The sequence below is a fragment of the Rhodanobacter sp. FW021-MT20 genome (assembly GCF_041107475.1).
In the GTDB taxonomy this organism is placed as follows: domain Bacteria; phylum Pseudomonadota; class Gammaproteobacteria; order Xanthomonadales; family Rhodanobacteraceae; genus Rhodanobacter_A; species Rhodanobacter_A glycinis.
The window spans coordinates 125,877-149,033 of the sequence record NZ_JBGBPX010000003.1 but is presented as its reverse complement, the minus strand read 5'-3'; the positions used below and the strand labels follow the sequence as shown (position 1 = coordinate 149,033).

The window sequence follows — 23,157 nt, the reverse complement described above, 5'->3', positions numbered from 1 at the left end:
TAACGCAAATTGGTTTGCGTTGCAAACTTACTGACGTGCCACTTCGGAGCAAGACTCATGCACGACCCCATGTCATCCCGGCTGGACGAACTGGAGCGCCTGACCCGCGACTACGCGCGCTACTCGCGCAGCGCTGGCGGCCTGGCCTCGGTGCTGGGCGGGGCGTTCGCTCTGTTGGCGTACCTGGCGGGCGGTTTGCTTCCGCTGACGCCTGCACTGCGTATCGTGCTGGTGATGCTGCCGCTGGCGTGGGTGCTGGCACGGCAGTGGTTGATGCGGCGCTATTACCAGCGCTATGGCCGGGTGGAAGAGCAGGCACCGCTGTCGGTGCGGGTCACGCATCGCTTGTGCGTGGTGACGGTGGTTGGCGTGGCGATATGGGTGACCTACGCGTTGACCTCGCAGCCCCGACCGCTGAACGCCGGGGACTACGGCTATCTCGCACTGGTCTGGCTGCTGGCGCCGGTCGTCTGGTTCTGGTTGCGCAGTCCACTGGACTTCATCGTGGGTACCTTCCTGTTCTGCCAGGCGGCGGTGACGTGCGCGGGTTTCACCTATCCGGTGCTTGGCACCAGTGCGGCGGCCGCGAACCCGCCGATGGCGTTGATGACGGTGATGTTCCCGTTGGTCGCGGTGGTATTCATCGTTGCCGGTGTCGTCGAGCATCGACACTTCCTGGCCTTGCGTGAGCGCATGGCTCGCCTTCGCGATGGCGCGACGGCATGAGCGCACCGTCGCGCATCGGCGAGGTGATGGCGCTGGACCGGTTGGTGCATGAGCCAGCGCGGCTGCTGATCCTGGCCGTGCTGGCCAACGCAAAGGAAGTGGAGTTCGGCTTCCTCGAACAGGTAAGCGGGCTCAGCAAGGGCAATCTCTCCAGCCACATGAGCAAGCTGGAGGCCGGTGGCCTGATCGAGGTGAAGAAGAGCTTTCGCGGCAAACGTCCACTCACCGAGCTGCGCATCACCACGGCCGGCCGCAAGGCGTTGGCCGATTACCGGCAACGGCTGGCTGCCGTGATGCAGGAGCTTCCCGATACTCCCGCCACGAGGAAATCCTGATGCATCGCCTGTCCCTGACCCTGATAGCCGCGTTGGCAACCGCGGTACTTCCCGTTCATGCGCGCCCCCAGCAGTCTGTCCCGCCACGTCTCGATCGCATGGCCACAACGATGGTCGACGCAGGCGTGGCACCGGCCTTGGTCGCGGTGGTGGTCGACCACGGCCACGTGAGCATCCGCGGCTACGGCAAGTTGCCCGATGGCCGCGCGCCCGATGCCGATACCGTGTTCGAGCTGGGCTCGCTCAGCAAGACCTTCACTGCGCTGCTGCTGGCGCGCGAGCTGGAACAGGGCAAGGCCTCGCTTGATACCCCGGTGGGTCAGTGGCTGCCGGGCTGGTCGATACCCTCGCTGCACGGCAAGGCGATCACCCTGGGCCTGCTGGCCGAGCAGTATTCCGGCTTGCCGCGAGTGCCGGGCAACCTGGCCCCGCCGGCGCCGACCGATCCGTACGCCGATTACGGCGCGGACAAGCTGAAGCGCTTTCTGGCTGGTTATACCTTGCCGCGCGAGCCGGGTGCGCATTACGAATATTCCAATCTGGGCTTCGGCCTGCTCGGCTATGCGTTGGCTCGCCATGCCAGCTTGAGCTATGGCGCACTGCTGCAACGCGATGTGTTGCAGCCGCTGGGCATGCCGCATACCGGCGTGACGGCGCCGACGAAGGGCGCGCGGCTGGCACCGGGACACGGCCCCGACGGTGCGCCCGCGCCGGCATGGCATTGGCGCGATGCGCTGGCCGGTGCGGGCGCGATGCTCAGCGATGGCCACGACATGGCGATCTATCTGCAGGCCAGCATGGGCACGAAGTCCACGCCACTGGCCGCGGCGATCCGGCTGGCACAGCAGCCGCGCCGTGACGCCGGCCCGCTGGGGCGCATCGGCCTGGCCTGGATGACCACGCGCAGCGCCGATGGTGACGTGGTCTGGCACAACGGTGCCACCGGCGGCTACAGCAGCTTCATCGGCTTCAACGCCAGCCACCAGTACGGGGTGGTGCTGCTGGCCAACGGCTACGCCTCGAACCTGCTTACCGGCGTGGGCCTGGCGAGCTTGTCATCTGCATTGCCGATGCCGCCATTGCAGGTCTTGCCGGAAGCGACGCTGGAGCAGTACGTGGGGCGTTACGTGCTGGCGCCAGGCATGGTGTTCACCGTGAGCCGGCGCGGGCGGCAGCTCTATGCGCAGTTGACCGGGCAGCCGGCGCTTCCGGTATTTGCCTCGGCCAGTGACCGGTTCTCCTACACCGCCGTGCAGGCGGCGCTGGATTTCCAGCGTGATGCGCGCGGCCGGGTCGTGGCGCTGGTGCTGCACCAGAACGGGCAGTCCCGGCGCGCGCCGCGCACGCCATGACCACAGGCGATCGGCCGGTGGTCTGGGCATTTTCATCAGGAGAACGCGCATGACCGCTTCACTCGTTGTGATCCTCATCGCGATCATCGTGGCCAGCGCCTCCGCGCGCAGGCGACGACCGCCTCGCTGATCCGCAGGTTCGCCGCGTGTCGCACGACGCGCGGCCCTTGCGTCCTCGCGGTTGTGCATCCACGCTTGGGCCTTCTTCCCTGCACGCATCGCTCATGATCTTCCGCTGGTTCGAATCCCTCATCGATGCGTTCAAGGAGCCAGCCGACGAGATGCCACCGACGTCGGTCGGGCGTTTTTACCTGTTCTACCTGCGCCAGGTGTGGCCGTTGTTCGCCGCCGTGGTGCTGGTGGGTTTGTGCGTGGCGGGCATCGAGGTGGCGCTGTTCGGTTTCATTGGCCGGGTCGTGGACCTGGCCAAGGAGGTGCCGCAGCCCGGCTTCTTCCATCGCCACGGGCGCGAGTTGCTGTGGATGGCGGTGGTCATCGTGGTGGCGCGACCGATCTTCAACGCGCTGCACGATCTTCTGGTGAACCAGGCCATCGTGCCCAATCTCACCACGCGCATCCGCTGGCAGAACCATCGTTACGTGATTCGCCAGAGCCTGGGTTTCTTCCAGAACGACTACGCCGGGCGCATCGCCAACCGCATCATGCAGACTGGTGGCGCGTTGCGGCAGTCCACCGTGCAGGTCGTGGATGCGATCTGGTACGTGGTGGTCTATACCGGCAGTGCAGCGGCGCTGTTCGCGCATGCCAATGCCTGGCTGGCCTTGCCGCTGCTGGCCTGGGTGGTGTTCTACATCGGTGCCTTGGCGCTGTTCATTCCGCGCATCAAGCAGCGCTCGTGGCTGGCCTCGGCGGCGCGTTCAAAGCTGATGGGCCGCATCGTGGACGGATACGGCAACGTGCTCACGCTGAAGCTGTTCGCGCACGGTCGGCGCGAAGAGGCCTATGTGGCCGAGGCGATGGCCGAACAGAACGAAAAAACCCAGCGCATGACCCGCGTCACCACCGTGATGGATGCCAGCATCACTGCGTTGAACGGCCTGCTGATCGCCGGCACCTCGGCGCTGGCGCTGTGGCTGTGGAGCGAAGGCCGGGTAACGGTGGGCGCGATCGCGCTGTCCACGGGGCTGGTGATTCGCATTTCCAACATGTCCGGCTGGATCATGTGGGTGGTCAACGGCATTTTCGAGGACGTGGGCACCGTGCAGGACGGCATCACCACGATTTCGCAGCCGCGCCTGGTGCAGGATCGCGCGGGCGCCATGCCGCTGGAAGTGACCCGTGGCGCCGTGCATTTCCACGACATCCATTTTCATTACGGCAAGCAGGGTGGGGTGATCGCTGGATTGTCGCTGCAGGTGCGTGCAGGCGAGAAGATCGGCGTGGTCGGGCCGTCGGGCGCCGGCAAGTCCACCCTGGTCAACGTGCTGCTGCGGCTGTATGACCTGGAAGACGGGCACATCACCATCGATGGCCAGGACATTGCGCAGGTCACGCAGGAAAGCTTGCGCTCGCAAGTCGGCGTGGTGACACAGGACACCTCGCTGCTGCATCGGTCGATTCGCGACAACATCCTGTACGGACGGCCCGATGCGAGCGAGGCACAGGTGGTCGAGGCGGTGCGCAAGGCGCGCGCCGATGAATTCATCCCCACGCTTTCCGATGGCGAAGGTCGTGCGGGTTACGACGCGCTGGTCGGCGAGCGCGGCGTGAAGCTCAGCGGCGGTCAGCGCCAGCGCATTGCCATTGCCCGCGTGCTGCTGAAGGATGCGCCGATCCTGGTGCTCGACGAGGCCACCTCCGCGCTCGATTCCGAAGCCGAGGCGGCGATCCAGGAAAGCCTCGACATCCTGATGCAGGGCAAGACGGTGATCGCCATCGCCCATCGCTTGTCCACCATCGCCCGGATGGATCGGCTAGTGGTGCTGGACAAGGGCGTGATCGTGGAAACCGGCACGCATGCCGAACTGGTGGCGCGCGACGGGTTGTACGCGCGGCTGTGGAAGCGCCAGACCGGCGGCTTCGTGGCGGCGGAGGATGAACCGGCCTGAAGAAGAGGCCGGGCATGGACGCACCTGGCCTCGGCAGTCGACCGCGGATTCGCCACATCCGGTGTCCTCCAGCCACCCGCCCCCTCGACGTCATCCCAGCGAAAGCTGGGATCCAGCGACTTTCGGTTTTGGCGTACGCGCAAGGCACTGGATTCCAGCTTTCGCTGGAATGACGAGGGTAGGAGGGTGAGGTGGTGGGGGCTGTCGCCAGCCCCCGGTACTGCGTGTTGGCTTACAGCCCGAGCAGGCTCTCCGCCTTCACGTACTCCAGCGAGTGCGCCTGGGCCACTGGCTCGCAGGTGACCTTGCCTTCGCACACGTTCAGGCCGTTGCGCAGGTGCGCGTCCTGCGCCAGCGCCTGCTTCCAGCCCTTGTCGGCCAGCGCCAGCGCGAATGGCAGGGTGACGTTGTTCAACGCGAAGGTGGAGGTGCGTGCCACGGCGCCCGGCATGTTGGCCACACAGTAGTGCACCACGTCGTCGATCACGTAGGTGGGATCGGCATGGGTGGTGGCGTGCGAGGTTTCCACGCAGCCGCCCTGGTCGATGGCCACGTCGACGATTACCGAACCCGGCTTCATCGTCTTCAACATGTCGCGGGTAACCAGCTTCGGCGCGGCAGCACCCGGGATCAGCACGGTGCCGATCAGCAGGTCGGCGCGACGCACCAGTTCCTCGATCGCGGCGCGGGTGGAGAACACGGTGGAGATGGCGGTGCCGAACTGGGCCGACAGGCGCTTCAGCGCATCGGCGGAACGGTCGACCACGGTGACCTTGGCGCCCATGCCCACGGCGATGGTGGCCGCATGGCTGCCGGACACGCCGCCACCCAGAATCACCACTTCAGCCGCCGGCACGCCCGGCACGCCACCCAGCAGCACGCCGCGGCCACCCTGGGCCTTCTCCAGCGAATGCGCGCCCACCTGCGGGGCGAGCCGGCCGGCGACTTCGGACATCGGAGTCAGCAGCGGCAGCGAGCCGTTCGCGGCGGTGACGGTTTCGTAGGCGATGCAGATGGCGCCGGAGTCGATCAGGTCCTGGGTCTGCACGGCATCGGGTGCCAGGTGCAGGTAGGTGAACAGGATCTGGCCCTTGCGGAGCTTCTTGCGCTCGGCTGCCAGCGGCTCCTTCACCTTCACGATCATGTCGGCTTCGGCGAACACCTGGTCCGCGCCCTGGGCGATGCTGGCACCCGCCGCCACGTAGTCGGCGTCGTTGATGCCCGCACCCAGGCCGGCACCGGTTTCCACCAGCACCTGGTGGCCGTGATGCACCAGTTCCTGCACCGAGGAGGGGATGAGGCCCACGCGGTATTCGTGGTTCTTGATTTCTTTGGGCACACCGATGCGCATGGCAGTAAGTCTCTTGCTGGTGGGTGGATGTAAGGGGCGGCCGGCCACTGGCCTGAAAGTGCAGAAGTATGATCCGGATTACGAGCAATTTTGCGCGGATTTGTTGGCTTGTTGTCGATAAATGTAGAATTTAATTCTACGAAATAACAATGAGAGTAAAATTTAATGTCATATTCTTCCACGCAGCTCGATGAGCGTGATCGCAGCATCCTGCAATTGCTGCAGGAAGACGGTCGCCTGACCAATGTGGAGCTGGCCCAGCGGATCAACCTGTCGCCCTCGGCCTGCCTGCGGCGGGTGAAGTTGCTGGAGGAGCGCGGCCTGATCTCGCGCTACGTGATGCTGGTCGACGAAAAGGCCGTAGGCCTGTCCGGAACCGCCTTCGTGCTGGTCACGCTGGACCAGCAGGGCCGCGCCGCGCTCGATGCGTTCGAGGCGGCCATCCAGCACCATCCGGAAGTGACTGAATGCTGCCTGCTGGCCGGCGGTGCCGACTACATGGTGCGCGTGGCCTATGCCAACTCGGCCGACTTCGAGCGCATCCACACCGACGTGCTGACCCAATTGCCCGGCGTGGTGCGCGTGCACTCCACGCTGGCGCTGCGCACGGTGAAGAAGACCAGCGCGTTGCCGGTGTAGGTGAAAACAAACGCTTGACTCTGGACCTTGATCATGGGTCTAGACTTAGGCTATGAACACGCAAACCGTTTCCCTCACCATCGGTGCCGTCGCCAAGCGCGTCGGCGTGGCCATCGACACCATCCGCTATTACGAGCGCGAAGGCCTGTTGCCGGAACCGCAGCGGCGCGCTTCCGGCTATCGCAGCTATGGCGATGACGCGATTGCGCAGTTGCGCTTCATCCGTCGCGCCAAGAACCTGGGCTTCACGCTGGAGGAGATCCGCGAGCTGCTGAGCCTGTCCACCGACCGGCAGCGCGGCGTGAAGGCGGTGAAACAGCGCGCGCAGCAGCGGCTGGCGGCGATCGATCAGCGCATCGCCGAATTGCACAAGGTGCGCGACGGACTGGCCCAGTTGGTGGACTCGTGCCCGGGCCACGGCAAGCCGGAGGAATGTCCGATCCTGCGTGCGCTGGTCGAAGATCGGGACGAAGCATGAGCCCGGTCGATTCCTGCTGCCATGGCGAGGGTGCGGCACCGGGCGGAATGGCCATCGATCCCGTCTGTGGCATGACGGTGGATCCGGCCGCGACGAAGCACGCCAGCGTGCATGCCGGCCAGACCTTTCATTTCTGCTGTGCCGGCTGTCGGGAAAAATTCGAGGCCGAGCCGCAGCGATACGTCCGGCCCGTGAAGTCGTTGCCGCTCGAGCCGGCGACCGCGCCTTCCGCGTCGTCCTCGTGCTGTCACGGAAACCATGCCGCGAATTCCGGCGCGTCCGCCAAACGGCCCGGCGCGACTTCCACGGACCTGGTCTGCGGCATGAGCGTGGACCCGGACAGTGCGCAACATCGTGCCGAGCACGACGGTCGGACCTGGTATTTCTGCAGTGCCCGATGCCGCGAAAAATTCGTGGCCGATCCCTCAGCCTGGACGGGCGAACGCAAGCCATCGCCGGAGGCTCCAGCGGGCACGCTCTACACCTGTCCGATGCATCCGGAGGTGGAGCAGGTCGGGCCCGGCGATTGCCCGAAGTGCGGCATGGCGCTGGAGCCGATGTTGCCTGACGCGGATGCCGATAATGGCGGCGAGCTGGCGGCCATGACCCGGCGGTTCTGGACGCTGCTGGCGTTGACGGCGCCGGTGTTCGTGCTGGCGATGGGGCCCCATCTGTTTGGCTGGCATCTGCCGCCGCCGTGGGATCGCCTGTCTGGCTGGATCGAGGCGTTTCTGGCCAGCGTGGTGGTGTTGTGGGGCGGTGCGCCGTTCTTCCGGCGCGGCTGGCGTTCGCTGAAGCCGTGGCAACCGAACATGTACACGCTGATCGGATTGGGAGCCGGCGTGGCATGGCTGTACAGCGCGGTGGCGTTCATCTGGCCCGGAATTTTCCCGGCGGGCTTCCGCGATGCGCACGGTCGCGTTGGCGTGTATTTCGAGTCGGCCGCAGTCATCGTCACCCTGGTCACGCTGGGGGATTTCCTCGACATGCGCGCACGCCGGCGCACCGGTGCGGCATTGAAGGCATTGCTGGGGTTGGCGCCGAAGACGGCGCGACGCATCGCGGACGATGGCAGCGAAACCGATGTGCCATTGGACGAAGTGCGCACGGGCGATGTGCTGCGCGTGCGGCCGGGCGAAAAGCTGCCGGTCGATGGTGTGGTGATCGACGGCGCAAGCCATGTCGACGAATCCATGCTCACCGGCGAGCCGATGCCGGTGTCCAAACAGGTTGACGATGTGCTCACCGGCGGCACCGTGAATCAGGATGGTGCGTTGACCATGCGCGCCGAGAAAGTCGGTGGCGAAACCATGCTGGCGCAGATCGTGGCGCTGGTGGCCAAGGCGCAGCGCAGCAAGGCACCACTGCAACGCGTGGCCGACCGGGTGGCCGCGTGGTTCGTTCCGACGGTGGTTGCGGTGGCGTTGCTGGCGTTTGCCGTGTGGGCGCTGCTCGGCCCGCAGCCGCGGCTGGCGCATGCCCTGATCGCGGCGGTCTCGGTGCTGGTGATTGCCTGTCCCTGTGCGCTGGGCCTGGCCACGCCGATCTCGATCATGGTGGCCAGTGGTCGTGGTGCGCAGCAAGGCGTGTTGTTCAAGGATGCCGGCGTGATCGAAAGCCTGCGCGGGATCGACACCCTGGTGCTGGACAAGACCGGCACGCTGACGGAAGGCAAGCCGACCCTGGCCGATCTGGTGGTTCTCGGTGAATGGCCGCGCGAGCGGCTGCTGGCGCTGGCTGCTGCGCTGGAGCGTTCCAGCGAGCACCCGCTGGCCCGGGCCATTCTCCACGCAGCGAAAGCCGAGCATCTGCGCTTGCCGTCGGCGACCGACTTCCGCTCGGTGACCGGTCGCGGCGTCGCCGCCACCGTTGAGGGCGACGCCGTGTTGCTGGGCAACACCAGGTTGATGGCGGAGTCATCCGTTCCTGTCGATGACGATGCGAGTGCCCGCGCCGAACAGATGCGCGGGCAGGGCACCACGGCGATGTTCCTGGCCATCGATGGCCACCTGGCCGCCGTGCTGGCCGTGGCCGACAGGATCAAGTCGACCACGCCCGCCGCCATCAAGGCCCTGCATGCGGACGGCTTGCGCATCGTGATGCTGACCGGCGACAGCGCCATCACCGCGCAGGCGGTGGCTGGTGAACTGGGTATCGACGAAGTCCATGCCGATGTCTCGCCGACAGACAAGGCCGCGGTGGTGGAGCGCCTGAAAGCCGAAGGGCGACGCGTGGCGATGGCGGGCGATGGCATCAACGATGCGCCGGCACTGGCGGCGGCCGACATCGGCATCGCCATGGGCAGCGGTACCGACGTGGCGATGGAAAGCGCGCAACTCACCCTGGTCAAGAGTGATCTCGGTGCCATCGTGCGGGCACGCAAGCTGTCGCACGCCACCGTGCGCAACATCCATCAGAACCTGTTCTTCGCCTTCGTCTACAACGCCGTCGGCATACCGTTGGCGGCCGGCGTGCTGTACCCGTGGTTCGGCATCGTGCTGTCGCCGATGATCGCGGCGCTGGCGATGAGTCTGAGTTCGATCTCGGTGGTGAGCAATGCGTTGCGGCTGCGCAAGGTACGGCTTTGACAAGGCATGGCGTGACGCTTGTCATCGGCGATGGCTGACGACCGCTTCTGTCGACGAACAGGCTGCATCGCGAAGATATCTCCCACATCATCAAGTCACGGGAGATACCGCATGAACGCCATCGAAAACCTGCACCGTCACCTGCATCGCCACATGCCGCTGCTGATTGCCGCCAGCGCGACCGTCTGGACCGTCTTTGCCTGCGGCTGGTCGTTGTACGCGTTTGCCCATCCGTTGTGATGCCTGGCCACACGGGGAGGGCGTGCGCCGGTTCCGGATGGATGCTTTAAGCTTTGCGGGCCGGGTGCATGCCCGAGTCCGCCCCTCCCCATCAAAGCAATCGCATGAGCCGCAACCTCGCCGAATGGCTGGCGTATCAGGAGCGCGTGAATCCGCGCAGCATCGAACTCGGTCTGGAACGCGTGCGCCACGTGTGGCAACGCATGGGGGCGAGGCCGCCCGCGCGGCACGTCATCACCGTGGGCGGCACCAACGGCAAGGGCTCCACGGTAGCGTTGCTGGAAAGCATGCTGGAGGCGGCGGGACGGCGGACGGGTGCCTACACCTCGCCGCATCTGCTGCATTACAACGAGCGCATTCGCATTGGTGGCATCGATGCCGCTGACGAGGCGCTAGTTGCCAGCTTCGAGCGCATCGAGGCGGCGCGCGCCGAGATTCCGCTGACCTATTTCGAATTCGGCACGCTGGCGGCGCTGGACCTGTTCGCCCGAGCCGATCTGGATGTGGCCGTTCTCGAAGTGGGCCTGGGCGGTCGGCTGGATGCGGTGAACATCGTCGACGCCGATGTGGCGGTGATCACCACGATCGACCTCGATCACATGGATTGGCTGGGCCCGGACCGGGACAGCATTGGCCGCGAGAAGGCGGGCATTGCGCGCGCGGGGCGGCCGGCCATCGTGGGTGAACTGGATCCACCCGCGGGGCTGCTTGATGCGCTGGACGCCCGTGGCGCACGGGTGGTGCGCGCGGGTATGGATTTCTTCACGGAGCGGCATCCGGGCGGTTGGCGCTGGCGTCATCGCGACGGCACGGTGCTGGAGTTGCCCGATCCCGCCCTGGCCGCGCCGGTGCAATACGCCAACGCGGCGGCGGCGATCGCGGCCTTGCATGCCACGGATGCCGCCGGTACTCCGCTGTTGGCCGTGGACAGCCTGGCTAGCGCGGCCGCCTCCGGACTGCAGCGTGTCCGCGTGCCGGCACGCCTGCAATCGCTGGGGGGCGATCCGGAACTGTTTGTCGACGTGGGCCACAATCCGCAGGCCGCGCGCGCGTTGGCGGCGTGGCTCGCTGTGCAGCCGCCGGCCCGTGTGCATGCGGTTTACGGTGCGCTGGCCGACAAGGACGTGGCCGGGGTGATCGGCGTGCTTGGGCCGCATGTCGCGCACTGGCATCTGGCCGGCTTGGAGCATGACTCGCCGCGTGGCATGCCGGTGACGGCCCTGGCCGAACACCTGCGGCACGTGCTGCCGCACGCAAGCTTCGATCAACATGACAACGTCACCGCCGCCCTGGCTGCGGCGCGTGCTTCGGCGCAGCCCGGGGAGCGCATCCTCGCGTTCGGCTCGTTTTTCGTGGCCGCCGCGGTGGTGGGCGCGCCCTCCGCCTGAATCGCAAACCGCCGCTTATGCCATGAAGGCGGGTGCGGGCAGGTATAATCGCGCCGTTACGCGTTGTTCCGCCGTCCTTGGAGTGAACCTTGAACACACGTCTGCTTGGAGCCGCCGTCCTGATCGCATTGGCGGTGCTGTTCGTGCCGATGTTCTTCTCCAGCAAACCGCCGGCGGCGGGTGCTGACCAGCCGGTGAGCCTGGCGATTCCGCCGGCGCCGGACAGCGACCTGCAGACCAAGACCATGAGCCTGGTGCCGGGCGGCGCCAGTTCCGCGGTGGCGCCGGCTTCCACGGTGGGGCAGCCGGGAAACCCGGTGATTCCGATGACCACCACCACGCCCGGCTCGGGCAGCCAGCTGGCGACGGTGAACATCGGTTCGCGGCGTCCGCACGACGTGGGCACCGATGCCGCCGCTCCGGCGGATGCGCGTCCGGTGCAGACGCCACAGCCGACCACCACGACGCCAGCGCAGCAGCCGGTATCGAGGCCCGCGCCGTCCCGGCCGAGCACTCCGGTGACGAAGGCGCCCGCGCCGACGCCTGCACCGGCGTTGCCGCCGGCCACTGCGGCTCGCGGCCATTACACACTCAACCTCAGCGCCTATTCGGCCAGTGGTGCCGCGCACCTGATCCAGCGGGTCCGTGCGCTGGGCTATCCGGCCAGCGGCCACGTGATCCAGCGCGCGGGCAAGTCGCTGACCCTGGTCAACGCCGGCCCGTTCGAGACGCGTGCGGCGGCCGAGGCGGCTCGCCTGAAGATCGTGCAGTCGATCCCGGGCGCCCCTGCCCACCTGGAAAGTGGGGCCAGCACGCCCAGCGGCGATGCACCGGCAGCTCCCGCCGGCAGCCATGCGCGAGCGGGTGGCTGGGCGGTACAGGTAGCCGCGATGGGCAGCCAGTCCGATGCCAACGCCCTGCGCGACAAGTTGCGCGCGGCGGGTTTCGACGGTTTCGTGGACTCGGTCAACGTGAACGGCAAGCGCCTGTGGCGCGTGCGCGCGGGGCCGCAGACCCAGCGCGACGATGCGTCCCGCGTGCGCGACCAGATCAAGGCAAAACTCGGCCTGCCAGGCAATATCGTCAGCGTTCCCTGAGCGTTTGAACGGGGCTTGGGCATGGCTTCTTCCACTTCGAGGTAACGGACCGGGTGAGCTGGATCGACTACATCATTGTCGGCGTGCTGGGGCTGTCGGTCTTGATTGGCCTGTGGCGCGGCCTTATCTCCGAGGTGTTGGCGCTGGCCACGTGGGTTGCCGCGTTCTGGGTCGCATGGGCATTCGGGCCGGCGGTGTCGGCGCATTTCGAGCACAGCATCGACGTGCCGTCGATCCGTCTGGTGGTCGGTTACGGCTTGTGTTTCATCACCGTGCTGGTGCTTGGTGCGCTGGTGCGCTTCGTGATCCATCGGCTGGTGGAAAGTACCGGACTCAGCGGCACGGATCGGTTGCTGGGCATGATCTTCGGCTTTGCGCGCGGGGTGCTGCTGGTGACCCTGATGGTGTTCCTGGTGAGCTTCACCGCATTTACCCGCGACCCTTGGTGGAAACAGTCGGTGCTGTTGCCACAGTTCCAGGCGGCGGCGGCATGGTTGGGCGAACGCCTGCCCGCCGGCGTGCGCGAACATCTTCACCCGGACGCGTTGCAGGATCGCTTGCGCGCGCTTCCGGTCCCCTTGCCGGGGAGCCTCCAGCCCGCGCCCGGCAGCACGGCTCCATTGCCGGTTCCATCTCCCGCGACCGCAGCGATTCCCTCGCATTCGGCCACGATCAACAGCAGCAGGTAGCAGTTCCATGTGCGGAATCATCGGCATCGTCGGTACCACCGAAGTGGCATCGGCTCTTTATGACGGCCTGACCGTCCTGCAACACCGCGGCCAGGACGCGGCCGGCATTGCCACCGTGGATGGCGCGCGCCTGCGCCTGCATCGCGGCAATGGCCTGGTTCGCGACGTGTTCAACCAGAAGGCGATGAGCCAGTTGCACGGACGCATCGGCATCGGCCACTGCCGCTACCCCACGGCCGGTTCGGAGGGGGCGGAGGAGGCGCAGCCGTTCTACGTGAACTCGCCCTACGGCATTGCGATCGCGCACAACGGCAACCTGGTGAACACCGAGGAATTGCGGCGCCAGATGTTCGAGGACGACCGCCGCCACATCAACACCGATTCGGATTCGGAAATCCTGCTCAACGTGCTGGCGCACGAGCTGCAGATCCAGGAGCGGATGGCGCTGACGCCGGACCATATCTTCAAGGCGGTGGCTGCGGTGCATGCGCGTGCCCGTGGCGGTTATGCCTGCGTCTCGCTGCTGCTCGGCTACGGCGTGCTGGCGTTCCGCGATCCGAACGGCATCCGCCCGCTGGTGCTGGGCGAGCGGGTTACCGACGAGGGCCACGAATACGCGGTGGCCTCCGAGTCGGTGGCGCTGGACGTGCTTGGCTTCAAGCGCATGCGCGACGTGGCGCCGGGCGAGGCGGTGTTCATCACCAATGATGGCCAGCTGCATACGCGCCATTGCGCCGACGGTGCGGTGCATGCGCCGTGCATTTTCGAATACGTGTACCTGGCGCGCCCCGACTCGATGATCGAGAACGTGTCGGTGTACAAGGCACGCCTGCGCATGGGCCAGCGACTGGCCGAGAAGATCATGCGCGAATGCCCCGACCACGGCATCGATGCGGTGATTCCGATTCCGGATACCGCGCGCACGGCCGCCAGCTCGCTGGCCGAAGCGCTGGGCGTGCCGTTCCGCGAGGGTTTCGTCAAAAACCGCTACGTGGGCCGCACCTTCATCATGCCGGGGCAGGGCGACCGGGTGAAATCGGTGCGCCGCAAGCTCAACGCCATCGATCTGGAATTCCGCAACAAGACCGTACTGCTGGTGGACGACTCCATCGTGCGCGGCACCACCTCGCGGCAGATCATCCAGATGGCGCGCGATGCGGGTGCGAAGAAAGTCTACTTCGCCTCCGCTGCGCCGCCGGTGCGCTACCCCAACGTGTACGGCATCGACATGCCGTCCGTCACCGAACTGGTCGCCGCCGGTCGTACCGACAAGGAAGTGGAGCAGGTACTCGGCGCCGACTGGCTGATCTACCAGGACCTGGACGATCTGGTGTGGGCAGTGCAGGACGGCAACGAAGAACTGACGCAGTTCGATTCCTCCTGCTTCAACGGCGAATACGTTACCGGGCTCGACGAGCATTACCTGAAACAGATCGAGCTGCTGCGCTCCGACGACGCCAAGGCCGCCCGGCGCGACGTGTAGGGCCGAAGCTGCATGTAGGAGCGCACCCTGTGCGCGAAGGCTTTTCGTCGCGTGGCGAAGAGCTTTCGCGCACAGGGTGCGCTCCTACACAAACCCCATGACCGATCTCCATGCCACCGCCAAGGCTTGCCTAGATGCCGTTGACCCGGCCGAAAAGCTGCGCCTGACGCACGCCGCATGGGCGGCCGTGCAGGCAGGTGAGCTGTGCCCTGACCCGGCATCACCCCCACCCGAGCCGATCAGTGCGCCGGGGCGTCCTGCGAAACCACGGCTGGTCAGCGCTCGCCAGGTGCCGCATCGCGGTCTGGGCACGGACGAGGGTCGGGCGGCGCTGGTGCATGCGGTGGCGCATATCGAGCTGAACGCGATCGACCTCGCCTGGGACGCCGTTTATCGCTTCCGCGGCATGCCCGACGCGTACTACCGCGACTGGGCCAGCTGTGCGCACGACGAGGCACGCCATTTCGCGCTGCTGTCCGCCCGGCTGGCCGAGCTGGGCCACGTCTATGGCGATTTCGATGCCCATAATGGCTTGTGGGAGATGGCCGAGAAAACCGCGGGTCATGACACCGCCCGCATGGCGCTGGTGCCACGCGTACTGGAAGCGCGCGGGCTGGACGTGACGCCCGGCATGATCGAGCGCCTGCGCAGCGTGGGCGACGAGCGCACCATCGCCGTGCTGGAAGTGATCCTGCGCGAGGAAGTAGCCCACGTGGCCGCCGGCACGCGCTGGTTCCGCTGGTGCTGCGAACGCGACGGCAGCGACCCGTTCGACACCTTCTTCGAGCTGCTGCGTGATTACATGGGCGTCAGCCTGCGCGGCCCGTTCAATCGCCCGGCCCGGCTGGAGGCCGGTTTCGTCGAGGCCGAGCTGGATCGTCTGGCTGGACTGGCGCTGGTTGGCTGATTCGTCTTCAGGCAATCGATGGTGATCGATCTCATGTCTTGGAGTCGCCTGACTTCGTGCCATGCCGGTGAAAGAATCTCCGCCAACAGCCCGGAAAGCCCATCCGAGCCGCAACCGTCAGCTCATGTGCGGCGTGAGGTCTGCGGGAATGTTCCGGTCGCCGTAATGATGTCCGGTGCGGCACAATGTGCCGGTATACGTAACCGTTACGCTCGATAGCGGCAAGGAAACCGACGCATGTCTGCACGACGGTGTTCGGCACCCCATTGCTTGGCCGGCAATTCGACACCAGCACCAGCGGCCGCACTTGCCAGGAATCATGATGACCAGCTCCGAATCCACCAATACTGGCCTCGCGTACGCCGACACCCTGTGGAAATCGGCGGACACCCTGCGCGGCCAGATCGACGCCGCTGAGTAGATGGCACGTGAACTGACCGAGATGGTCAAGAAGATGCCCAAGCTCGACTGGACACAGCGTGAGTCGGTGAGGGCGAACCTGCGCCGCAACGTGCGGCGTCTGCTAGCCAAGTACGGGTATCCGCCCGACCTGGCCGAAGGGGCGACGCAGTTGATACTTCGTCAGGCTGAGTTGTCGACCGAGAACGGGGCATAGTAGCCAAGCTCATGCGCGACATCTGCACCGACGGTTGATTCGAGCCGGGTGCGAACTCACAGGGGATCATGGATGCAACCGAGCAAAACCACCGTCACCGGCCTGTTCAATTCGCCCTACCAGTACCAGATTCCGATTTTCCAGCGCGGCTATGTCTGGACGCTGGAAAAGCAGGTGGTGCCATTGTGGGCTGACATCCAGGATCGTGCCGACGCGCGGCTGGAACGCGACCAAGCGCAGCAAAGCGTGGGCGCCGCGGCACTCAAACCGTTGCAAAAGCACTTTCTGGGCTCGCTGGTGCTGACCCCGGTAACGCCACCATTCGGACGCGTGCCGGCGTACGAGGTGATTGACGGGCAGCAGCGTTCCACAACCTTGCAACTGCTTCTGTTGGCGTTCCGTGACGCTGCGCAGCGAGTCGGCGACAGTCAGCTGCCCAAGATGCTGGACACGCTCGTCCGTAACCCAGGCCCGTACACGGTGGACACCGACTACCACAAGGTCTGGCCCACCGAGGCTGGTCAGGACGAAATGCGGTTCCTCTACGAGGCCCAGAAGATCGAGGACATTTGCGCGGAGTATCCGGCTCGCGCTGGCCGGAAAAAGATCGAACGGCCGCTGCTGGTGCAGACGTACCTGTATTTCTACTTTGCCTGCCTTGCCTACCTGCAAAGCGTCGACCTTGCGGGTACGGGCGAAGCGGACGAACACACGCCCAGCGACGAGCTGGTCAAGCGGATTCGCAGCGGCAACGATGTGATGCCGCTGGAAGCCACGACTGCATTCGACCCCAAGCGTGCACAGGCGTTGTACATGGCGCTGGCAGAGAACGTGCAGATCATGACGCTGCAACTGGAGGCCGAGGATGATCCCCAGGTGATCTTCGAGACCCTCAATGCGCGCGGCGAACCGCTACTGGCTTCCGACTTGATCCGTAACTTCGTGTTTCTGGAAGCCGCGCGTGCCGGCAAACCGGTCAGCACGTTGTACGCGAAGTTCTGGAGTCCGTTCGATGTGGTGCCTGCAGGCAGCAAGGGTGTCACCAGCAACCGCTACTGGGCAGAAAAAGAGCGGCAAGGTCGCCTGACCTACCCGCGCATCGACCTGTTCTTTTACAGCTACACCGTGCTGCGCAGCCGCGAAACGACTCTCGTCGGGCATGTGTTCGAGGCGTTCAAGACGTGGTGGCAAAAGGAGCCGCGTGAATTGGAGCAGGAACTCAAACGCATCGTCACCGCCGGCAACCATTTCAAGGAATTGGTCTCGCCTGACGGAACCGGTTATCTGGCCGAGTTCGCGCGCTTGGTGAAGGCGCTGGATGTTGGCACCATTACGCCGGTGTACCTCGCGCTGCGCGAACGGCTGGCGGATGACAGTCAGGAGTTGCGGCAGGCCCTGAGCGATCTAGCCTCGTATCTGACGCGGCGTTCCGTATGCAACATGACCACCAAGGGCTACAACCGTTTCTTCATGCGGCTGTTGCAGGCGGTCGTGGCTGCCCAAAGCGAGCCACACCTAGCGCTGCGCAAGGTATTGCTAGCGGCAACGGCTGACAGCGAGCTGTGGCCGAGCGACGAGGCATTCAGGGCCCAGTGGCTGCACCGGCCTGTGTATCTCGCCATGAAGCCGGCAAGGGTATGCGGCATCCTGCGCGCGCTGGAATATGCCGCACGCGGAACCATGCAAGGCAGCAATCATGTTCCTGTGCAGTCCGCGCTCACGGTCGAACATGTCATGCCGCAAAGCTGGACGGTTGTGCCCAGTTACCAGCTGGACGGCATGACAGATGACCAGCGAGCAGCGCGCGATATCGCCATTCATGGCTTTGGCAACCTCACGCTGCTGACCCAACCCCTCAACAGCTCAGTGAGCAACGGGCCGTTCAATGACTGGCAGGATCCGTCCGGGCAGGCGGTGGAAGGCAAGCGCTCGAAACTAGGACAAAGCGCGCTGCTCATGAACACCTATTTCGGCCAGAAAGGCTTGGACAATTGGGGAGAGGAGACCATTGCCGCCCGTGCCGATGCCCTATATGACGCTGCGACGTTGGTGTGGTCACGTCCGGCGTCAGGTGCTGTGACGCCGACCGCGGTTGCACGCAAGCTTTCCGGCTGCGATACCAAAGGACAACAGGTCGAATCCACGCACACCGTACCAGCTGGCCACCATTGAACTCTTGCGGCCAGACAGCGCACGCACGGTGGCCCTACGGGCTTCACCTCTTTTTCGTTTATTTCGTATATTGCGATTGTTTCGTTTGTTGGGTAGACTGTGTTACCCAAGAGAAGACTTGGAAAGGATGAAGCTGCCATGTCTGCCCTAATGAACGAACAACTTGTCACGCCCCCGACCACCCCCGAAGAATCGAAGCTGGCACGCGAAAGCAGTCGGCTGCTGGCCGCGTGTATTGGCCGTGGCCCGACGGCGCGCTTGCGGGTGATCGACGGTGATGGCGAAATCGAAGTGCCAGTGGCTGCACTACGGATGCTGGTCGACATCTTGAACAACATGGCGGCTGGCAACGCGGTCAGCCTCGTGCCGATCCACGCCGAACTGACCACCCAGCAGACGGCCGACTTCCTCAACGTGTCACGTCCGTATGTGGTCGGGTTGTTGGAGCGTGGCGATCTTGCGCACCACATGGTGGGTACTCACCGTCGCGTGTATTTTCGCGACCTCATGGCCTACAAGGACGCCCAACTGGCCGAGAGCAAGACGCGGCTGACCGAGTTGGCCCGCGAGGCCCAGGAACAGGGCTTCTACTGATGTCGAACTTCGTCGCGTTGTACGACGCTTGCGTGCTGTACCCGGCGCCGCTGCGCGACTTGCTGATGCACCTGGCTGTGAGCGATCTGTTTCGTGCGCGCTGGACAACACGCGTTCACGACGAGTGGATGCGGAACCTGTTGGCCAAGAGGCCGGACCTCACGCGCGAGCAGCTGGAACGTACGCGTGACCGGATGAATGCCAGCGTGCCGGATTGCCTTGTCACCGACTACGAAGGTCTGGAAGCGCAGTTGACGCTGCCTGACCCGGATGACCGTCACGTTTTGGCCGCCGCGATCCTGTGCCAGGCCGGCACAATCGTGACATTTAATCTCAGGGATTTTCCAGCCGCAACGCTGGAGCCACTCGGCATCACCGCGCAACACCCGGACGAGTTCATCGAGCACGCTTTCGGTATCAGCCCAGCTGCCGTCATTGGGGCTGTGCACGATCATCGGGCCTCACTCAAGCATCCGCCGATGACGGTTGGTGACTTGTTGAATGGCTACATGAAACAAGGGCTCGTGACGACCGTGAGTCTGTTGCGACCGTACACCGCGCAACTCTGATAGTCGTGACACCCGCCGGTGTGTTTCGAGCGTGGCGCACAACGTGAAACCGTGTGCTCGCGAAGACATGCACAGCAGGTGGTTTAGGCAATCTGTAGGCAACGGGTACAAAAAAGCCACCGCGAAGGTGGCTTAAATGCTTGAATCTATTGGTCGGGGAGACAGGATTTGAACCTGCGACTTCTACGTCCCGAACGTAGCGCTCTACCAGGCTGAGCTACACCCCGTGGGAGCCGCGTATCTTAATGTCCGGATCGGAGCTTGGCAACAGGTTCGTGTGAATTCATCCTGCAGGCGCCGGGTCGGTGAAGGTCGGCCATCTGCTATCTTATGAGGCTGCCGTCGCACGGCGTTCCCCGTTACCGTCAGTAGAGGATTCCATGGCGCTTACCCCGGCCCGCACCATGCCAGGCGTGCTCGAGCTGTTGCCGCTCGACCAGATCGCGTTCCAGCGCATGCTCGACACGATTCGCCGCAATTACGAGCGCTTCGGCTTCCTGCCGGTGGAAACACCGGTGATCGAACATTCCGATGTGTTGCTGACCAAGACCGGTGGCGAGACCGAGCGCCAGGTGTATTTCGTGCAGTCCACCGGTGCGCTGGGCAAGGAAGGCACGCCCGAGCTGGCGCTGCGTTTCGACCTGACCGTGCCGCTCGCCCGTTACGTGGCCGAGCACGAGCGCGACCTGAGCTTTCCGTTCCGCCGCTACCAGATGCAGAAGGTGTATCGCGGCGAGCGTGCGCAGCGTGGGCGTTTTCGCGAGTTCTACCAGTGCGACATCGACGTGATCGGCAAGGATGCGTTGTCGGTGCGTTACGACGCCGAGATTCCGGCGGTGATCTACAGCGTGTTCCGCGAGCTGGACATTGGCGCGTTCACCATCCAGCTCAACAACCGCAAGATGATGCGCGGCTTTTTCGAGAGTCTGGGCATTGCCGATGGCGAGCAGCAGACCCTGGTGCTGCGTGAGGTGGACAAGCTGGACAAGCGCGGCGCCGATTACGTGCGCGACACGCTGACCGGCGAAGCTTTCGGCCTGCCTGCCGACGTGGCCGCGAAGATCCTGGACGTGGTGCAGGTGCGTTCCACCTCGCTGCAGGATGCCTTCGACAAGCTGGATGCGTTGGGCAGTGGCTCGGACACCATGGAGCAGGGCCGCTCGGAGCTGAAAGAGGTGCTTGGTCTGCTGCGTGACTTTGGCGTGCCGGAGTCGCACTACGCGCTCAACCTGTCGATCATGCGCGGTCTCGATTACTACACCGGCACGGTGTATGAGACCACGTTGAACGATCACCCGCAGATCGGCTCGATCTGCTCCGGTGGTCGTTACGAAAACCTGGCCAGCCAGTACACCAAGTCGAAACTGCCCGGCGTGGGCATCTCGATCGGCTTGACGCGGCTGTACTGGCAGTTGCGCGATGCGGGCCTGATCGACACCGCACGCAGCACGGTCGACGTGCTGGTAACGCAGATGGACGAGGCGCAGATGCCGGCTTATCTGGCGCTGGCCAGCGAGTTGCGCAGCGCCGGCATCGCCACCGAGGTGGTGCTGGAGGGCGGCAAGCTCGGCAAGCAGTTCAAGTACGCCGACCGCGCGGGCATCCGTTTCGTGGTCGTGCTGGGCGAGGACGAGATCGCCAAGGGCGTGGTCACGGTGAAGGACTTGCGTCGCGAAGACCAGTTCGAAGTGCCGCGCGAGGAACTGATCAAGACCCTGCGGGTGGAGTTGGAACAAGCCGCCGCGATGGGTTAGGGCAGCTGTTTCGCTGTCTATGGCGTCAGGCGTCGTAGTGACCAGGAATCGCCGTCTTCGGTGACGAAGGCGGCCGGGTGAACCGATTGGAGCATTCTGTAGTGAGCGAAACCATTCTTCTCGACGGCAGCCATTTCACCCGTGCCCAGCTCGTGGCCGTGGCTCGCCATGGCGCCAGGGTGCAACTGGACAGCGCGCAGCTCAAGCATGTGCAGCGTGCCGCCGATTTTCTCGCCGAAAAGGTGAATTGCGGCGAGCCGACCTACGGCGTCACCACCGGTTTCGGCAGCAACGCCGACAAATTGCTGGGCGCGCACCGCGTGCGCGACGAGCTGCCGGGCAGCCGCGAGCAGGTGCCGCAGGGCACGCTGATGGAAGAGCTGCAGCACAACCTGATCATCACCCATGCGGTGTGCGTGGGCGAGCCGTTTGCGCCGGACGTGGTGCGCGCCATGCTGGCAATCCGCATCAACACCTTGCTGCGTGGCCATTCCGGCATTCGCGTCAGCACGCTGGAAGCGTTGACGGCCATGCTCAACGCCGACGTGGTGCCGGTGGTACCGGCGAAAGGCTCGGTCGGTGCCAGTGGCGATCTGGCGCCGTTGTCGCATCTGGCGATCGTGCTGCTGGGTGGTGGCGAAGCGTTCTATCAGGGCGAGCGCATGCCCGGCGCGGAGGCATTGAAGCGCGCCGGCCTGCAGCCCGTGCGCCTGTCGTTCAAGGAGGGCCTGGCGCTCAACAACGGCACCGCGCAGATGCTTGCCACCGGCGCCCTGGCGTTGGATACGCTGGAATACCTGCTCGACCTCGCCGACACGGCGGCCTCGATGACGCTGGACGCGTTTGCCGGCCGCAGCGGCGCGTTGCGGCCGGAGGTGCATGCGTTGCGCCCGCATCCCGGGCAGGTGGCGGCGGCCGCACATGTGCGCGAGTTGCTGCAGGGTTCCACCCTGGTCGACATTCCTTACCATCTGGTGCCGCGCTTCAAGTCGTGGAGCGCCGAGGCGTGGGGCACGCCGGAAGACCAGGCACTGTCCTTCGACATCAGCTGGGACTGGGTGCCGGCCAACCAGCGCCATGGTCGCGAAGCGTTCTATGCGCGCTTCCTGCCGTTCAAGGGCGGCAAGAAGCACCAGCCGCAGGACGCCTACTGCCTGCGTTGCATGCCGCAGGTGCACGGCGCGGTGCGCGACGCGTGGGCCCAGGCCTGCCGCGTGTTCGACATCGAGTTGAATGCGGTCACCGACAACCCGCTGATCTTCCCGGACGCGGAAGACGCGCAGTTCATCGAGGACCAGGTGATCTCGGCCGGCCACTTCCACGGCATGCCGCTGGCACTGGCGATGAGCTACGTGAAAGCAGCGATCCCGGTGCTGGCGTCGATTTCCGAACGTCGCCTCAACAAATTGGTCGACCCGGCCAACAATGACGGCCTGCCGGCTTTCCTCACCGGTAACGAGGACGGTACCGATTCCGGTTTCATGATCGTGCAGTACACCGCCGCGGCGCTGGTCAACGACCTGGCCACGCGGGCGCATCCGGCCAGCGTGTATTCGGTGCCGACCAGTGCGAACGCCGAGGACCATGTCTCGATGGGCGCCAACGAAGCGCGCCACGTGCTGGAGATGGTGGACGACCTGGGCCACGTGCTGGCGCTGGAGCTGTACACCGCCGCGCAGGCGCTGGATTTCCGCCAGGAGATGCTCAACGCGGCCCGTCGTCTGGCGGCGCGTGGCGATTGGCGGGCGCTGGCCGCCAAAGTCGCCAACGCACCGCGCGAGGATCATCCAAGCTATGCGCAATTCGTCGACGAAGTGCAGAAGCTGATGGCGGCACTGGCGCACGTGGGCGATTTCCACGCCGGCGTTGCCGTGCGCAAGGCGCATGACGGTCTTCGTCAACAGGTGGGCTTCATGCATCGCGACCGTGCGATGGATGGCGATGTCCGCGTCGTGTGCGAACTGGTGCGGCAGCGGGCACTCCAGCCGGAGTGATCGGGCCGGTGATCGGCGAACACAAGAAAGGCGGCCGATGGCCGCCTTTCTTGTGTCTGGGGGCGATGCACCAAGGTTCGCGGGCGGGCAAGTGGGCTGTCTGCCGGCGCATGGAT

General features: G+C 65.1%; 20 protein-coding genes and 1 tRNA gene. 19 read left to right on the top strand and 2 right to left on the bottom strand.

The genetic code is table 11. The features are described from left to right. The first annotated feature begins 57 nt into the window (after positions 1-57). From AB7849_RS05620 to AB7849_RS05605, 4 genes are all read left to right on the top strand, one after another. Positions 58-726 (top strand): hypothetical protein, encoded by a 669-nt coding sequence (locus AB7849_RS05620; protein ID WP_008217172.1) that lies wholly within the window; start codon positions 58-60, stop codon positions 724-726. Next, the gene (locus tag AB7849_RS05615; protein WP_008217170.1) at positions 723-1,061 is read left to right on the top strand and encodes a transcriptional regulator; all 339 of its coding nucleotides are present in this window, start codon (positions 723-725) and stop codon (positions 1,059-1,061) included. Before AB7849_RS05620 ends, AB7849_RS05615 begins: the two co-directional genes overlap by 4 nt. Next, positions 1,061-2,413, top strand: coding sequence for a serine hydrolase (locus tag AB7849_RS05610; protein ID WP_369500691.1), 1,353 nt, complete (start codon positions 1,061-1,063; stop codon positions 2,411-2,413). The genes AB7849_RS05615 and AB7849_RS05610 overlap by 1 nt, the downstream gene beginning before the upstream one ends. A 227-nt stretch (positions 2,414-2,640) precedes the next feature. Continuing rightward, positions 2,641-4,482 carry an ABC transporter ATP-binding protein gene (locus AB7849_RS05605; RefSeq protein WP_037100207.1) on the top strand — a complete coding sequence of 614 codons (1,842 nt, stop codon included), beginning with the start codon at positions 2,641-2,643 and terminating at the stop codon, positions 4,480-4,482. 232 nt (positions 4,483-4,714) lie between these two features. Here the strand turns inward: AB7849_RS05605 and ald are convergent, their stop codons facing one another. Continuing rightward, on the bottom strand, positions 4,715-5,833 hold the full coding sequence (ald, locus tag AB7849_RS05600) for an alanine dehydrogenase (RefSeq protein ID WP_092703406.1): 1,119 nt from the start codon (positions 5,831-5,833) through the stop codon (positions 4,715-4,717). Positions 5,834-5,998: 165 nt separating this feature from the next. Here ald and AB7849_RS05595 point away from each other — a divergent pair, with 165 nt between their 5' ends. From AB7849_RS05595 to AB7849_RS05535, 13 genes are all read left to right on the top strand, one after another. After that, entirely contained in the window at positions 5,999-6,472 is a 474-nt protein-coding gene (locus tag AB7849_RS05595) for an Lrp/AsnC family transcriptional regulator (protein ID WP_008212334.1), read from the top strand. Between the two features lie 52 nt (positions 6,473-6,524). Further along, positions 6,525-6,950, top strand: a complete 426-nt coding sequence (locus AB7849_RS05590; protein WP_008212335.1) for a heavy metal-responsive transcriptional regulator — start codon at positions 6,525-6,527, stop codon at positions 6,948-6,950. Next, the gene (locus AB7849_RS05585) at positions 6,947-9,538 is read left to right on the top strand and encodes a heavy metal translocating P-type ATPase (protein WP_369500689.1); all 2,592 of its coding nucleotides are present in this window, start codon (positions 6,947-6,949) and stop codon (positions 9,536-9,538) included. The genes AB7849_RS05590 and AB7849_RS05585 overlap by 4 nt, the downstream gene beginning before the upstream one ends. Before the next feature lie 111 nt (positions 9,539-9,649). Beyond that, a complete protein-coding gene (locus tag AB7849_RS05580) occupies positions 9,650-9,778 on the top strand; it encodes a hypothetical protein (RefSeq protein ID WP_256364910.1) in 129 nt (42 codons plus the stop codon). 104 nt (positions 9,779-9,882) lie between these two features. Continuing rightward, positions 9,883-11,166, top strand: coding sequence for a bifunctional tetrahydrofolate synthase/dihydrofolate synthase (gene folC / locus AB7849_RS05575; RefSeq protein WP_008212340.1), 1,284 nt, complete (start codon positions 9,883-9,885; stop codon positions 11,164-11,166). Positions 11,167-11,255: 89 nt separating this feature from the next. Beyond that, positions 11,256-12,263 (top strand): SPOR domain-containing protein, encoded by a 1,008-nt coding sequence (locus AB7849_RS05570; RefSeq protein ID WP_092703412.1) that lies wholly within the window; start codon positions 11,256-11,258, stop codon positions 12,261-12,263. A gap of 53 nt (positions 12,264-12,316) precedes the next feature. Continuing rightward, on the top strand, positions 12,317-12,952 hold the full coding sequence (locus tag AB7849_RS05565; RefSeq protein ID WP_008212344.1) for a CvpA family protein: 636 nt from the start codon (positions 12,317-12,319) through the stop codon (positions 12,950-12,952). Between the two features lie 7 nt (positions 12,953-12,959). Then, positions 12,960-14,435: an amidophosphoribosyltransferase gene (gene purF / locus AB7849_RS05560; protein WP_092703416.1), complete on the top strand. Its 1,476-nt coding sequence runs from the start codon at positions 12,960-12,962 to the stop codon at positions 14,433-14,435. A 97-nt stretch (positions 14,436-14,532) separates the two neighbouring features. Then, on the top strand, positions 14,533-15,342 hold the full coding sequence (locus AB7849_RS05555) for a ferritin-like domain-containing protein (RefSeq protein ID WP_008212346.1): 810 nt from the start codon (positions 14,533-14,535) through the stop codon (positions 15,340-15,342). 421 nt (positions 15,343-15,763) lie between these two features. Continuing rightward, positions 15,764-15,958: a type I restriction enzyme endonuclease domain-containing protein gene (locus AB7849_RS05550; RefSeq protein WP_008212350.1), complete on the top strand. Its 195-nt coding sequence runs from the start codon at positions 15,764-15,766 to the stop codon at positions 15,956-15,958. Between the two features lie 72 nt (positions 15,959-16,030). Further along, complete coding sequence (locus AB7849_RS05545; protein ID WP_369500688.1) at positions 16,031-18,130, top strand: DUF262 domain-containing protein; 2,100 nt, start codon at positions 16,031-16,033, stop codon at positions 18,128-18,130. A gap of 138 nt (positions 18,131-18,268) precedes the next feature. After that, entirely contained in the window at positions 18,269-18,724 is a 456-nt protein-coding gene (locus AB7849_RS05540) for an excisionase family DNA-binding protein (protein WP_037100198.1), read from the top strand. Further along, positions 18,724-19,293 (top strand): PIN domain-containing protein, encoded by a 570-nt coding sequence (locus AB7849_RS05535; protein WP_008212354.1) that lies wholly within the window; start codon positions 18,724-18,726, stop codon positions 19,291-19,293. The genes AB7849_RS05540 and AB7849_RS05535 overlap by 1 nt, the downstream gene beginning before the upstream one ends. A 150-nt stretch (positions 19,294-19,443) precedes the next feature. On the opposite strand, the gene AB7849_RS05530 is transcribed toward AB7849_RS05535, so the two are convergent. Then, a tRNA-Pro gene (locus AB7849_RS05530) sits at positions 19,444-19,520 on the bottom strand. A 153-nt stretch (positions 19,521-19,673) separates the two neighbouring features. Here AB7849_RS05530 and hisS point away from each other — a divergent pair. Both hisS and AB7849_RS05520 read left to right on the top strand, forming a co-directional pair. Continuing rightward, entirely contained in the window at positions 19,674-21,047 is a 1,374-nt protein-coding gene (gene hisS, locus AB7849_RS05525; RefSeq protein WP_008212356.1) for a histidine--tRNA ligase, read from the top strand. Between the two features lie 101 nt (positions 21,048-21,148). Continuing rightward, on the top strand, positions 21,149-23,041 hold the full coding sequence (locus AB7849_RS05520; RefSeq protein ID WP_008212358.1) for an HAL/PAL/TAL family ammonia-lyase: 1,893 nt from the start codon (positions 21,149-21,151) through the stop codon (positions 23,039-23,041). Positions 23,042-23,157 lie beyond the last annotated feature (116 nt).